Below are 14,285 nucleotides of genomic sequence, written 5' to 3'. Positions count from 1 at the left end.
GGGAGAGGGGAAATCCTGGCACGCCTATTGCTTTGTTTATTCACGCAAACGCAGTTTGGCTTAACGTGCAACCTTGTCGCACCAGCGTAGATCGTCGGTAGCACCGAAACGGTGCAACGGGAGATTATTGCCTCTGAATGGTGCGGCGCGCTTCGCAAAAATAAACAATAACGCAGCAAAATCTTTACATTAAGCCAGACTAAATGTTAACAAGCTTGCATAACACTGCACTCGCATTGCGCGAGATATAACAACATCACAATGGGTATCAATGCGTCACTGGCGCTGATAAGAAAGGAGTTGGGTATGCAATTACGTAAACTGGCCACAGCAATGCTGGTTATGGGAATGTCCGCAGGCGTGGTTCACGCTGAAGACGCTCCGGCAGCAGGCAGCACTCTCGACAAGATTGCCAAAAACGGCGTCATCGTGGTCGGCCACCGTGAATCTTCCGTCCCGTTCTCTTACTACGACAACACGCAAAAAGTCGTGGGCTATTCACAGGATTACTCCAACGCTATCGTTGAAGCTGTGAAGAAAAAGCTGAACAAACCTGACCTGCAGGTGAAGCTGATCCCAATCACTTCACAGAACCGTATTCCACTGCTGCAAAACGGCACCTTTGACTTCGAGTGTGGCTCCACCACCAACAACCTCGAGCGTCAAAAACAGGCGGCCTTCTCTGACACCATCTTTGTCGTGGGCACCCGTCTGCTGACCAAGAAGGGCGGCGCGATCAAAGACTTTGCTGACCTGAAAGGCAAAGCGGTCGTTGTGACCTCCGGTACCACTTCTGAAGTCCTGCTGCACAAGCTGAACGACGAGAAGAAAATGGATATGCGCATCATCAGCGCGAAAGACCATGGCGACTCTTTCCGTACGCTGGAAAGCGGTCGTGCCGTCGCGTTTATGATGGATGACGCCCTGCTGGCGGGCGAACGTGCGAAGGCGAAGAAACCAGACAACTGGGATATCGTCGGTACCGCGCAGTCTAAAGAAGCCTACGGCTGTATGCTGCGTAAAGACGATCCGCAGTTCAAAAAGCTGATCGATGACACCATCGCTCAGGTGCAGACCTCCGGCGAAGCGGAAAAATGGTTTGACAAATGGTTCAAGAACCCGATTCCACCAAAAAATCTCAATATGAACTTTGAACTGTCTGACGACATGAAAGCGCTGTTCAAATCTCCAAATGACAAGGCTCTTAACTAATTAGAACAACAGGGGCGGGATCTCCTGCCCTCTCGATTGTCGGGAAGCATGGACAGACTATACGCTGAGTGGTCGTTCCCCACTCAGCGCGAAAAATGAGCTTCTCACCAATCTTCGAGGGTAGCGCTGCTACCCTCTTTTTTCTGGAGTTTATTATGTCAATAGACTGGAACTGGGGCATATTCCTGCAACAAGCCCCGTTCGGCAACACCACTTATCTTGGCTGGCTGTGGAGCGGCTTTCAGGTTACCGTGGCATTATCGATAACGGCGTGGATTATCGCGTTTCTTGTCGGTTCTTTGTTCGGTATTCTGCGCACCGTCCCTAACCGTTTCCTTTCAACAATTGGCACACTGTATGTGGAACTGTTCCGTAACGTTCCGCTCATCGTGCAGTTCTTTACCTGGTATCTGGTCATCCCGGAACTGCTGCCGGAAAATATTGGCATGTGGTTCAAGTCGGAGCTGGATCCGAACGTGCAGTTCTTTGTCTCATCCATGATGTGTCTGGGGCTGTTTACCGCTGCGCGCGTTTGCGAGCAGGTGCGTGCCGCCATTCAGTCATTGCCGCGCGGACAAAAAAATGCGGGCCTGGCGATGGGCCTGACCCTGCCACAAACCTACCGCTACGTGCTGCTGCCTAACGCCTACCGCGTTATCGTTCCACCGATGACCTCTGAGATGATGAACCTGGTGAAAAACTCGGCCATCGCCTCAACCATCGGCCTGGTGGATATGGCTGCACAGGCGGGCAAGCTGCTGGATTACTCCGCTCACGCGTGGGAATCCTTCACCGCGATCACGCTCGCCTATGTTCTGATTAACGCTTTCATCATGCTGGTGATGAACCTGGTTGAACGCAAAGTACGCCTGCCGGGCAATCTGGGGGGCAAATAATGTACGAATTTGACTGGAGTTCTATTGTTCCATCCATGCCTTACCTGCTCGATGGTCTGGTGATTACCTTAAAGATCACCGCGATCGCTATCGTCGTGGGTATCGTCTGGGGCACCCTGCTGGCCGTCATGCGCCTGTCGAGCTTTAAGCCGCTCGCCTGGTTTGCGACTGCCTACGTTAACGTCTTCCGCTCCATCCCGCTGGTGATGGTGCTGCTGTGGTTTTATCTGATTGTTCCCGGCTTCTTACAGAACGTGCTGGGGCTGTCGCCGAAAACCGATATCCGCCTGATCTCTGCGATGGTGGCGTTCTCGATGTTTGAGGCCGCTTACTACTCAGAGATTATCCGTGCGGGTATTCAGAGTATCTCCCGTGGGCAGTCCAGCGCCGCGCTGGCGCTGGGAATGACGCACTGGCAGTCCATGCAGCTCATCATTCTGCCGCAGGCGTTTCGCGCCATGGTTCCGCTCCTGCTGACCCAGGGTATCGTGCTGTTCCAGGATACCTCTCTGGTTTACGTTCTGAGCCTGGCGGACTTCTTCCGTACCGCGTCGACCATCGGTGAACGTGATGGTACGCAGGTCGAGATGGTGCTCTTCGCGGGTGCGGTCTATTTTGTGATTAGTTTAAGCGCGTCGCTGTTGGTCAGCTGGCTGAAGAAAAGGACGGTATAATGATTTCCCTGAAAAATGTTTCTAAATGGTATGGGCACTTTCAGGTGCTGACCGACTGCTCCACCGAAGTCAAAAAAGGCGACGTGGTGGTGGTGTGCGGGCCGTCCGGTTCCGGTAAGTCCACGCTGATCAAAACCGTTAATGGGCTGGAGCCCGTGCAGCAGGGCGAAATTGTTGTTAACGGCACGAAAGTGAACGACAAGAAAACCAACCTGGCCCAGCTTCGCTCTCACGTCGGCATGGTGTTCCAGCATTTTGAGCTGTTCCCTCATCTCTCCATTATCGAGAACCTGACGCTGGCGCAGGTCAAAGTGCTCAAGCGTGATAAAAAAGCGTCGCGCGAAAAGGGGCTGAAGCTTCTGGAGCGCGTGGGGCTTTCTGCACATGCCGATAAGTTCCCGGCACAGCTTTCCGGCGGCCAGCAGCAGCGTGTGGCGATTGCGCGCGCGCTGTGTATGGATCCGGTGGCGATGCTGTTCGATGAGCCGACGTCGGCGCTCGATCCGGAAATGATCAACGAAGTGCTGGACGTGATGGTCGAGCTGGCGCACGAAGGGATGACCATGATGGTGGTGACGCACGAAATGGGCTTCGCCCGTAAAGTGGCCAACCGCGTGATCTTTATGGACGAAGGGAAAATTGTCGAAGACTCACCGAAAGAAGAGTTCTTCGCCAACCCGAAATCCGAACGCGCCAAAGATTTCCTCGCGAAAATCCTGCACTAATCTTCCCGGTGCGCAATCTGCGGATTGCGCACTGCTTCACGCTTTCACTCAGTTCCTCTCGTCGGCGTCACACTGCAGCGTTAACCTTGTCACAAAATAACGCTACGTATGGAGAACGCTATGGCACAGCCAATTATTCTCGATTGCGATCCGGGTCATGATGACGCGATCGCGCTCGTCCTCGCACTTGCCTCCCCTGAACTGGACGTAAAAGCCGTCACCTCGTCCGCTGGAAACCAAACACCGGACAAAACCCTGCACAACGTGCTGCGCATGCTGACGCTGCTTAACCGCGTCGATATTCCCGTCGCCGGCGGAGCCGTGAAGCCGCTGATGCGCGAGCTGATCATTGCCGACAACGTTCATGGGGAAAGCGGGCTGGACGGTCCGGCACTGCCGGAGCCGGGCTTTGCGCCGCAAAACTGCACCGCCGTGGAGCTGATGGCGAAGGTGCTGCGTGAAAGCATGGAACCCGTGACGCTGGTCGCCACCGGACCGCAAACCAACGTTGCGCTGCTGCTGAACAGCCATCCGGAACTGCACGGTAAAATCGCCCGTATTGTGATTATGGGCGGGGCCATGGGGCTGGGGAACTGGACGCCTGCGGCGGAGTTCAACATCTTTGTCGATCCGGAAGCGGCGGAGATAGTTTTCCAGTCGGGTTTACCGATTGTGATGGCGGGGCTGGATGTTACCCACCGTGCGCAGATTATGGCGGACGATATTGAACGCTTCCGCGCCGTGGGCAACCCGGTTGCGACAACCGTAGCCGAGCTGCTCGATTTCTTTATGGAGTACCACAAAACCGAGAAATGGGGCTTCCACGGCGCGCCGCTGCATGACCCGTGCACCATCGCCTGGCTGCTGAAGCCTGACATGTTTACCACGGTGGAGCGTTGGGTTGGCGTGGAGACGCAGGGGAAATACACCCAGGGGATGACGGTGGTGGATTACTATTCGCTGACGGGGAATAAACCGAATACGACGCTGATGGTGGATATCGACCGGGAGGCGTTTGTGGATTTACTGGCGGAGAGGCTGGCTTACTATAGTGCGGCCTGATGCCCCCACCCTGGCCCTCTCCCACCGGGAGAGGGAACAAATCTGCGCTTTTAATTATGGCTCAAACGGCCGACGCTGGAACTGATCGTGCCCGCACTTCGGACACAGCGGCAACACATCCGGCGTGTATACCGCAATATGGTGATGGCACTTCTCGCACACCAGGTTCCCCAGCCCCACCACTTCACCGCTCTGGTAGACGCCGTGGTGGTTCAAGTCCTGGAACACCTCACGCCACTCCAGCTGGGTTTTATCGGTAATATCCGCCAGCTCCTGCCACAGGCTCTCTTTGATCACCCGCATAAAGACGCTGTCGGCAATCTCATCCTGGCTCTCTTCGTAGCTGCGCGCGAACTCTTCCAGATCGCGGCGTACGGCGCGCGTCACCTCTTCCACTTCGGTTCGCGTTAACTCACCCGTTTGCGTCACCCGTTCACGCGCCTGTTCGACCAGCGCGTCAATATCGCGCTCGCCGTTACGCAGCCGTTCCGTCAGTGTCGCCACCAGTTCGCGGTAAAATTGAGCAACCTTGTTCATCATTTTGCCTCCCGGGTAAGTAACTATTTCTAATAATAGACCTTATTTCGCCGCCGCTTTGTCAGGTGAAGCACAGACCCGGTAAATTCCTGCAAAGTGCAATTGCGCGAAAGGCTGTTTTGACGCGGGCGTTTGGGCTATGCTATGCGGATCTGAATTACCACATCCATTGGCTACATTTTTGTAGCTGTATTGAACACAGGACCACTGGCTGCCATGCAAGAGCAATACCGCCCGGAAGAGATAGAATCAAAAGTCCAGCAACACTGGGACGAGAAGCGCACCTTTGAAGTAACCGAAGACGAGAGCAAAGAGAAGTATTACTGCCTGTCGATGCTTCCCTATCCTTCTGGTCGACTACACATGGGCCACGTGCGTAACTACACCATCGGTGATGTGATCGCCCGTTACCAGCGCATGCTGGGCAAAAACGTTCTGCAGCCAATCGGCTGGGATGCGTTCGGCCTGCCTGCAGAAGGCGCAGCGGTTAAAAACAATACCGCTCCGGCACCGTGGACGTATGACAACATCGCGTACATGAAAAACCAGCTCAAAATGCTGGGCTTCGGCTATGACTGGAGCCGCGAGCTGGCGACCTGTACCCCGGAATACTACCGCTGGGAGCAGAAGTTCTTCACCGAGCTGTACAAAAAAGGCCTGGTATACAAGAAGACCTCTGCCGTTAACTGGTGCCCGAATGACCAGACCGTTCTGGCGAACGAGCAGGTTATCGACGGCTGCTGCTGGCGCTGCGACACCAAAGTTGAGCGTAAAGAGATCCCGCAGTGGTTTATTAAAATCACCGCTTACGCTGACGAACTGCTGAACGATCTGGATACGCTGGACCACTGGCCTGACACCGTTAAGACCATGCAGCGCAACTGGATCGGCCGTTCTGAAGGCGTGGAAATTACCTTCAACGTTGAGAACTACGATCAGACCCTGACCGTCTACACCACTCGTCCGGACACCTTCATGGGCGCGACCTATCTGGCCGTGGCCGCAGGTCACCCGCTGGCGCAGAAAGCGGCAGAGAACAACCCGGAACTGGCCACCTTCATCGACGAATGCCGCAACACCAAAGTGGCCGAAGCCGACATGGCGACGATGGAGAAAAAAGGCGTTGCGACGGGCTTCTATGCCAAGCATCCGCTGACGGGCGAAGCGATCCCGGTCTGGGCAGCAAACTTCGTGCTGATGGAGTACGGTACAGGTGCCGTCATGGCCGTTCCGGGTCACGATCAGCGCGACTACGAGTTTGCCACCAAATACAACCTGCCGATTAAAGCCGTTATCCTGGCCGCCGATGGTTCTGAACCCGACCTGTCCGAGCAGGCGCTGACCGAAAAAGGCACCCTGTTCAACTCCGGCGAATTCAGCGGCCTGAGCTTCGAAGAGGGCTTCAACGCCATCGCCGATAAGCTGGCCTCACTGGGCGTGGGCGAGCGTAAAGTGAACTTCCGTCTGCGCGACTGGGGCGTTTCCCGTCAGCGTTACTGGGGTGCACCAATTCCAATGGTGACCCTGGAAGACGGCACCGTAATGCCAACGCCTGAAGATCAGCTGCCGGTGATCCTGCCGGAAGACGTGGTTATGGACGGCATCACCAGCCCGATCAAAGCCGATCCTGAGTGGGCCAAAACCACCGTCAACGGCCAGCCTGCGCTGCGTGAAACCGATACCTTTGACACCTTTATGGAGTCGTCCTGGTACTACGCGCGCTACACCTGCCCGCAGTACAAAGAAGGCATGCTGGATTCTGACGCCGCCAACTACTGGCTGCCGGTAGATATCTATATTGGTGGTATCGAACACGCCATCATGCACCTGCTCTACTTCCGCTTCTTCCATAAGCTGATGCGTGATGCGGGCATGGTAAACTCTGACGAACCCGCGAAACAGCTGCTGTGCCAGGGTATGGTGCTGGCAGACGCCTTCTACTACGTTGGCGCGAACGGCGAGCGCAACTGGGTTTCTCCGGTTGATGCCATCGTTGAGCGCGACGAGAAAGGCCGTATCGTGAAGGCGACAGACGCTGAAGGCCATGAACTGGTTTATACCGGCATGAGCAAGATGTCCAAGTCCAAGAACAACGGTATCGACCCGCAGGTGATGGTTGAGCGTTACGGCGCTGACACCGTGCGTCTGTTCATGATGTTTGCTTCTCCGGCTGATATGACGCTGGAGTGGCAGGAATCCGGCGTGGAAGGCGCGAACCGCTTCCTGAAACGCGTCTGGAAACTGGTGTACGAACACACCGCACAGGGTGATGCCCCGGCACTGAACGCCGCTGCGCTGAGCGAAGATCAGCAGGCGCTGCGTCGTGATGTTCATAAAACGATTGCGAAAGTGACCGATGATATTGGTCGTCGTCAGACCTTCAATACCGCAATTGCGGCTATTATGGAACTGATGAACAAGCTGGCGAAAGCCCCGCAGGACGGCGAGCAGGATCGTGCCATCATGCGTGAAGCGCTGCTGGCCGTGGTTCGCATGCTTAACCCGTTCACGCCACACGTCAGCTTCACCCTGTGGCAGGAGCTGAAAGGCGAAGGCGATATCGACAACGCGCCGTGGCCGGTGGCTGACGAAGCAGCGATGGTAGAAAACACCACGCTGGTGGTGGTCCAGGTCAACGGCAAAGTCCGTGGTAAAATTACCGTGGCGGTCGATGCAACCGAAGATCAGGTTCGCGAGCGCGCGGGCCAGGAACCTCTGGTTGCGAAATATCTTGAGGGCGTTACCTTACGTAAAGCGATCTACGTACCGGGTAAACTGCTCAATCTGGTCGTTGGCTAAGCGCGGGAGGAAACGTGCGACAACTGGCAACAATATTCTTATCTCTGGCGGTGCTTGTCACCGCTGGCTGTGGCTGGCACCTGCGCAACACCACGGCGGTGCCACCTGAAATGAAAACGATGATTTTCGACTCATCAGATCCGAATGGCCCGCTAAGCCGAGCAATTCGTAATCAGCTGCGCCTGAACGACGTTGAACTTATCGAGAAAGGTACGCTTCGCCAGGACGTACCGTCTCTGCGTGTTGTGGGAGGAGGCTTGTCTAAAGATACCGCCTCTATTTTCCAGGATGGCCGTACCGCTGAGTATCAGATGGTCTTGACGGTCAACGCGGCTGTACTGATCCCGGGTAAAGATATCTATCCGATCAGCGCTAAAGTGTACCGTTCGTTCTTTGATAACCCGCAGACGGCGCTGGCAAAAGATGCCGAAGAGCAGATTATTATCAACGAAATGTACGACAAGGCGGCGGAGCAGCTGATCCGCAAACTGCCAGGTATTGCAGCGTCTAACCGAGAAGGCTCTGACATTATTGAAAAACCGGATGCCAGCACGCCTCCTGTTTCTACCTCTCTGGGTAAATGATGATCAGGCTGTATCCTGAACAACTCCGCGCGCAGCTCAATGAAGGGCTGCGCGCGGCGTATCTGCTGCTCGGAAACGATCCGTTACTTCTTCAGGAAAGCCTGGATGCCGTGCGGCATACGGCCGCCGCTCAGGGCTTTGATGAACACCATACCGTCCAGGTGGATAACTCCACCGACTGGAATGCCCTTTTCTCACTCTGTCAGGCAATGAGCCTTTTTGCGTCACGCCAGACAATCCAGATCCTGCTGCCGGAGAACGGCCCTAATGCGGCCATCAATGAACAGCTGGCCACGCTCGTCAGCCTGCTTCACAGCGATCTGCTGCTGATTGTGCGCGGCAGCAAGCTCACCAAAGCGCAGGAAAATGCGGCGTGGTTCACTCAGCTCGCGACCCACGCGGTGCAGGTCACCTGCCAGACGCCTGAGCAGGCGCATCTGCCAAAATGGGTGGCGGCAAGGGCAAAGCAGAACAACCTTCAGCTGGACGATGCGGCGAACCAGCTGCTCTGCTACTGCTATGAAGGCAACCTGCTGGCTCTGGCACAGGCGCTGGACAGGCTTTCCCTGCTCTGGCCGGACGGCAAGCTGACCTTACCGCGCGTTGAGCAGGCGGTTAACGATGCCGCACACTTCACGCCGTTCCACTGGGTGGATGCACTGTTGTCGGCGAAAAGCAAACGCGCCCTGCATATTCTCCAGCAGCTGCGCCTGGAGGGCAGTGAACCCGTCATTCTGCTGCGCACGCTGCAGCGCGAACTGTTGCTGCTGATAACGCTCAAGCGCCAGTCGGCCCACGCGCCGTTACGCTCCCTATTTGATAAACACCGGGTATGGCAAAACCGTCGGGCAATGACCACTGAGGCCATCAACCGCCTGAGCCATGAACAGCTGCGTCAGGCTGTGCAGCTTCTGATGCGCGCCGAGCTCACCCTGAAACAAGATTACGGCCAGTCGGTGTGGGCGGAGCTGGAAAGCCTTTCCCTGCTGCTCTGCCACAAGGCGCTGGCTGACGTATTTATTGATGGATAGTATGCACTCTTTACAGGCTCTGTATGGCGGCACCTTTGACCCGGTACATTACGGGCATCTGAAGCCGGTAGAAATTCTGGCAAATCTGATCGGCCTGCAGCGCGTAACCATCATGCCCAATAATGTTCCGCCGCACCGCCCTCAGCCAGAGGCGACCAGCGAGCAGCGAAAAGAGATGCTCGCTCTGGCTATCGCGGATAAGCCGCTCTTCAGGCTGGATGAACGGGAACTGCGTCGCGACACCCCCTCGTGGACGTCGCAAACGCTGCAGGAGTGGCGGGCCGAACAGGGGCCTGACCAGCCACTCGCCTTTATAATCGGTCAGGACTCCCTGCTCAACTTCCCCACGTGGCACAAGTATGAAACCATTCTGGAGAACAGCCACCTGCTCGTCTGCCGCCGTCCGGGCTACCCGCTGACCATGCGCGAAGCGCAATATCAGCAGTGGCTTGAAGACCATCTCACCGATAACGTTGAAGATCTTCACAACCAGCCCGCCGGGAAGATCTATCTGGCGGAGACGCCGTGGTTCGACATCTCTGCGACCCTTATTCGCGAGCGTTTACAGCAGGGTTTAGCCTGTGACGATCTGCTGCCCGCCCCGGTGTTGGCGTATATTCATACGCACGGGTTGTATCAGAAAACCGCAGATAAATAGCCGGAAGGCATAAAAAGCAGCATATTGATTATCCTGCCTTGACAGGTTAAGCCATACTGTTATCCTCCGCTGCCAGACTTTCCCGCCGATCGTTGCTTTACAGAAATTGTTTTACAAAAATGGCGATGCAATCTCAGGCGGAGGGTGGGATGATACCCGCCTTCAAAAGCCCGGACGGTGACATTTGTCCCGACAGGGGCGTCAGTTCAGGTATACTGTCTGGCCACGAATTCATAGTTGTACAATCTCATTCACCCAGGGGGAAAACTTGCAGGGTAAAGCACTCCAGGATTTTGTTATCGACAAAATTGATGACCTGAAAGGTCAGGACATCATCGCTATCGACGTTAAGGGTAAATCCAGTATTACCGACTGCATGATTATCTGCACCGGTACCTCTACGCGTCATGTTGTTTCGATTGCCGACCATGTGGTTCAGGAATCGCGCGCAGCAGGACTGTTACCGCTTGGCGTTGAAGGTGAAGCGACCGCTGACTGGGTGGTTGTTGACCTCGGCGATGTGATTGTCCACGTCATGCAGGAAGAGAGCCGTCGCCTGTATGAGCTGGAAAAACTCTGGGGTTGATGCGTGAAGTTGCAGCTGGTCGCCGTCGGCACCAAAATGCCGGACTGGGTACAAACCGGTTTTACTGAGTATCTGCGTCGTTTTCCTAAAGATATGCCGTTCGAACTGGTGGAAATTCCCGCCGGGAAGCGCGGCAAGAACGCGGATATCAAACGTATTCTTGATAAAGAGGGTGAACTGATGCTGGCTGCCGCAGGCAAGAACCGCATCGTCACTCTCGATATTCCAGGTAAACCCTGGGATACGCCGCAGCTGGCGCACGAACTGGAGCGCTGGAAGCAGGATGGCCGCGACGTCAGTCTGTTGATTGGTGGACCTGAAGGGTTATCCCCCGCCTGCAAAGCGGCAGCAGAACAAAGTTGGTCTCTCTCTGCGCTGACGCTGCCCCACCCTCTCGTGCGGGTTCTGGTGGCGGAAAGCTTGTATCGCGCGTGGAGCATTACCACCAACCACCCCTATCACCGCGAGTAATGACTGACCAGGGTAGATTAAGCAGCGGATGAAACTACAGAATTCTTTTCGCGACTATACGGCTGAGTCCGCGCTGTTTGTGCGCCGGGCGCTGGTCGCCTTTACGGGGATTTTGCTGCTTACCGGCGTGCTGATCGCCAACCTTTATAATCTGCAAATTGTCCGCTTTACCGATTACCAGACGCGTTCAAACGAAAACCGCATTAAGCTGGTGCCTATCGCGCCCAGCCGCGGCATTATCTACGACCGTAACGGCACCCCGCTGGCGTTAAACCGCACCATCTATCAGGTCGAGATGATGCCGGAGAAAGTTGATAACGTGCAGAATACGCTGGAGGCGCTAAGAAGCGTTGTCGATCTTAACGATGATGATATCGCGGCCTTCAAAAAAGAGCGCGCCCGCTCACACCGTTTCACCTCCATCCCGGTGAAAACCAACCTGACGGAAGTCCAGGTCGCCCGTTTTGCGGTGAACCAGTACCGCTTCCCCGGTGTGGAAGTGAAGGGTTACAAACGTCGCTACTACCCTTACGGCTCCGCGCTGACGCATGTGATTGGCTACGTTTCCAAGATTAACGATAAAGACGTTGAGCGCCTCGATAAAGATGGCAAGCTGGCGAACTACGCCGCGACGCACGATATCGGCAAGCTGGGGATTGAACGCTACTACGAGGATGTCCTGCACGGGCAGACCGGCTACGAAGAAGTTGAGGTTAACAACCGTGGCCGCGTCATCCGCCAGCTTAAAGAAGTGCCGCCTCAGGCGGGGCACGACGTCTATCTGACGCTCGATCTCAAACTGCAGCAGTATATTGAAACCCTGCTGGCAGGCAGCCGCGCCGCCGTGGTGGTCACCGACCCGCGCACCGGTGGCATTCTGGCCATGGTTTCTATGCCAAGCTATGACCCGAACCTCTTTGTTGACGGCATCTCCAGCAAAGACTACTCCGGCCTGCTGAATGACCCTAACACCCCGCTGGTGAACCGCGCCACGCAAGGCGTTTACCCGCCGGCATCAACGGTTAAACCGTACGTGGCGGTCTCAGCGCTGAGCGCGGGCGTCATCAACCGCAATACCAGCCTGTTTGACCCGGGCTGGTGGCAGCTGCCCGGCTCTGAAAAACGCTATCGCGACTGGAAGAAATGGGGACACGGCCATCTGAACGTCACGAAATCTCTCGAAGAGTCTGCGGATACCTTCTTCTATCAGGTGGCGTATGACATGGGCATTGACCGCCTGTCTGAGTGGATGAGCAAATTCGGCTACGGACACTACACCGGCGTGGATCTGGCAGAGGAACGGTCAGGCAACATGCCAACCCGCGAGTGGAAGCTGAAGCGCTTTAAGAAGCCGTGGTATCAGGGTGATACCATACCGGTGGGTATCGGCCAGGGCTACTGGACGGCCACCCCGCTTCAGATGAACAAAGCGATGATGATCCTCATTAACGACGGCGTGGTTAAAGTTCCGCATCTGCTGCAAAGCACCGTTGAAGACGGCAAAAAAGTACCGTGGGTGCAGCCCCATGAAGCGCCGGTGGGCGACATCCATTCCGGCTTCTGGGAAATAGCGAAAGACGGTATGTACGGTGTGGCAAACCGTCCAAACGGAACCGCGCACAAGTATTTCGCAGGTACGCCATATAAAGTGGCCGCGAAATCCGGTACGGCGCAGGTCTTTGGTCTGAAAGCCAATGAAACCTATAACGCACACCGCATTGCCGAACGTCTGCGTGACCATAAGCTGATGACGGCGTTTGCCCCTTATGATAACCCGCAGGTGGCGGTGGCGATGATTCTGGAGAACGGCGGCGCTGGCCCGGCGGTTGGGACCATCATGCGCCAGATCCTGGACCACATTATGCTGGGTGATAACAACACCGAACTGCCGGCTGAAAACCCGGCCGCCGCTGCGGCGGAGGACCAATAATCATGACGGATAATCCAAATAAAAAATCGCTGTGGGATAAAATTCACATCGACCCAGCCATGCTGCTGATCCTGCTGGCCCTGCTGGTTTACAGCGCCCTGGTTATCTGGAGCGCCAGCGGCCAGGACATCGGCATGATGGAACGCAAGATCGGCCAGATCGCGATGGGTCTGGTCATTATGGTGGTAATGGCGCAGATCCCGCCGCGCGTCTATGAAGGCTGGGCGCCCTATCTCTACATCTTCTGTATTATTTTGCTGGTGGCGGTAGATGCGTTCGGTGCCATCTCAAAAGGGGCACAGCGCTGGCTGGATCTGGGCATAGTCCGTTTCCAGCCCTCGGAGATTGCCAAAATCGCGGTCCCGCTGATGGTAGCGCGCTTTATCAACCGCGACGTCTGTCCGCCGTCGCTGAAAAACACCGCTATCGCCCTGGTGCTGATATTCCTGCCGACGCTGCTGGTTGCGGCGCAGCCTGACCTCGGCACCTCGATCCTTATCGCCCTCTCCGGCCTGTTTGTCCTGTTCCTCTCTGGCTTAAGCTGGCGTCTGATCGGTATCGCGGTGGTGCTGGTTGCAGCGTTTATCCCTATCCTGTGGTTCTTCCTGATGCATGACTACCAGCGCCAGCGCGTCATGATGCTTCTCGATCCGGAAACCGATCCGCTCGGTGCGGGCTATCATATTATTCAGTCCAAAATTGCGATTGGCTCCGGCGGGCTGCGCGGTAAAGGCTGGCTGCACGGTACCCAGTCTCAGCTGGAGTTTTTACCGGAACGCCACACCGACTTTATCTTTGCGGTACTGGCAGAAGAGCTGGGGCTGGTTGGCATCCTGATCCTGCTGGCGCTCTATGTGCTGCTCATCATGCGAGGATTGTGGATTGCGGCCCGCGCGCAAACCACCTTCGGCCGCGTCATGGCGGGCGGACTGATGTTGATTTTATTCGTTTATGTCTTCGTAAATATTGGTATGGTGAGTGGTATTCTGCCGGTGGTAGGCGTACCGCTACCATTGGTGAGTTACGGAGGCTCGGCACTGATCGTGTTGATGGCCGGGTTTGGTATCGTGATGTCGATCCATACCCACAGAAAAATGTTGTCAAAAAGCGTATAAAAATA

The 14,285-nt window shown here is 55.7% G+C and carries 14 protein-coding genes; 13 read left to right on the top strand and 1 reads right to left on the bottom strand.

Translation table 11 applies throughout. From position 1 onward, the window contains the following. Positions 1–306 precede the first annotated feature (306 nt). From UTO39_RS08135 to rihA, 5 genes are all read left to right on the top strand, one after another. Positions 307–1,212: an amino acid ABC transporter substrate-binding protein gene (locus tag UTO39_RS08135; protein WP_014831086.1), complete on the top strand. Its 906-nt coding sequence runs from the start codon at positions 307–309 to the stop codon at positions 1,210–1,212. A gap of 155 nt (positions 1,213–1,367) precedes the next feature. Further along, positions 1,368–2,108: an amino acid ABC transporter permease gene (locus UTO39_RS08130; RefSeq protein WP_028012347.1), complete on the top strand. Its 741-nt coding sequence runs from the start codon at positions 1,368–1,370 to the stop codon at positions 2,106–2,108. Then, the gene (gene gltK / locus UTO39_RS08125; protein WP_028012346.1) at positions 2,108–2,782 is read left to right on the top strand and encodes a glutamate/aspartate ABC transporter permease GltK; all 675 of its coding nucleotides are present in this window, start codon (positions 2,108–2,110) and stop codon (positions 2,780–2,782) included. Before UTO39_RS08130 ends, gltK begins: the two co-directional genes overlap by 1 nt. Further along, positions 2,782–3,507, top strand: a complete 726-nt coding sequence (locus UTO39_RS08120; RefSeq protein WP_014883001.1) for an amino acid ABC transporter ATP-binding protein — start codon at positions 2,782–2,784, stop codon at positions 3,505–3,507. Before gltK ends, UTO39_RS08120 begins: the two co-directional genes overlap by 1 nt. 120 nt (positions 3,508–3,627) lie before the next feature. Then, positions 3,628–4,569: a pyrimidine-specific ribonucleoside hydrolase RihA gene (gene rihA, locus UTO39_RS08115; protein ID WP_320726928.1), complete on the top strand. Its 942-nt coding sequence runs from the start codon at positions 3,628–3,630 to the stop codon at positions 4,567–4,569. 54 nt (positions 4,570–4,623) lie between these two features. Here the strand turns inward: rihA and UTO39_RS08110 are convergent, their stop codons facing one another. Next, entirely contained in the window at positions 4,624–5,106 is a 483-nt protein-coding gene (locus tag UTO39_RS08110) for a zinc ribbon-containing protein (RefSeq protein ID WP_028012343.1), read from the bottom strand. Positions 5,107–5,322: 216 nt separating this feature from the next. Between UTO39_RS08110 and leuS the strand changes: the two genes are divergently transcribed. The 8 genes from leuS to mrdB all read left to right on the top strand — a co-directional run bounded on the left by leuS (position 5,323) and on the right by mrdB (position 14,280). After that, complete coding sequence (gene leuS, locus UTO39_RS08105) at positions 5,323–7,905, top strand: leucine--tRNA ligase (RefSeq protein ID WP_048338851.1); 2,583 nt, start codon at positions 5,323–5,325, stop codon at positions 7,903–7,905. Between the two features lie 14 nt (positions 7,906–7,919). Then, positions 7,920–8,489 (top strand): LPS assembly lipoprotein LptE, encoded by a 570-nt coding sequence (gene lptE, locus UTO39_RS08100; RefSeq protein ID WP_248038684.1) that lies wholly within the window; start codon positions 7,920–7,922, stop codon positions 8,487–8,489. Then, on the top strand, positions 8,489–9,520 hold the full coding sequence (gene holA / locus UTO39_RS08095; protein WP_320727072.1) for a DNA polymerase III subunit delta: 1,032 nt from the start codon (positions 8,489–8,491) through the stop codon (positions 9,518–9,520). Before lptE ends, holA begins: the two co-directional genes overlap by 1 nt. Further along, positions 9,513–10,178 (top strand): nicotinate-nucleotide adenylyltransferase, encoded by a 666-nt coding sequence (gene nadD, locus UTO39_RS08090; RefSeq protein WP_320726927.1) that lies wholly within the window; start codon positions 9,513–9,515, stop codon positions 10,176–10,178. The genes holA and nadD overlap by 8 nt, the downstream gene beginning before the upstream one ends. 268 nt (positions 10,179–10,446) lie before the next feature. Beyond that, the gene (gene rsfS, locus UTO39_RS08085; RefSeq protein ID WP_003858696.1) at positions 10,447–10,764 is read left to right on the top strand and encodes a ribosome silencing factor; all 318 of its coding nucleotides are present in this window, start codon (positions 10,447–10,449) and stop codon (positions 10,762–10,764) included. A gap of 3 nt (positions 10,765–10,767) precedes the next feature. Then, the gene (gene rlmH / locus UTO39_RS08080; protein WP_003858701.1) at positions 10,768–11,235 is read left to right on the top strand and encodes a 23S rRNA (pseudouridine(1915)-N(3))-methyltransferase RlmH; all 468 of its coding nucleotides are present in this window, start codon (positions 10,768–10,770) and stop codon (positions 11,233–11,235) included. A 28-nt stretch (positions 11,236–11,263) separates the two neighbouring features. Beyond that, positions 11,264–13,165, top strand: coding sequence for a peptidoglycan DD-transpeptidase MrdA (gene mrdA / locus UTO39_RS08075; RefSeq protein WP_028012338.1), 1,902 nt, complete (start codon positions 11,264–11,266; stop codon positions 13,163–13,165). A gap of 2 nt (positions 13,166–13,167) precedes the next feature. Next, entirely contained in the window at positions 13,168–14,280 is a 1,113-nt protein-coding gene (gene mrdB / locus UTO39_RS08070; protein WP_042715186.1) for a peptidoglycan glycosyltransferase MrdB, read from the top strand. Positions 14,281–14,285 lie beyond the last annotated feature (5 nt).

Origin of the sequence: Enterobacter sp. 118C5 (assembly GCF_034107645.1) — a bacterium.
GTDB lineage: Bacteria > Pseudomonadota > Gammaproteobacteria > Enterobacterales > Enterobacteriaceae > Enterobacter > Enterobacter nematophilus.
The sequence above is the reverse complement of the archived record's forward strand: the minus strand, read 5'-3'. Positions and strand labels throughout refer to the sequence as shown.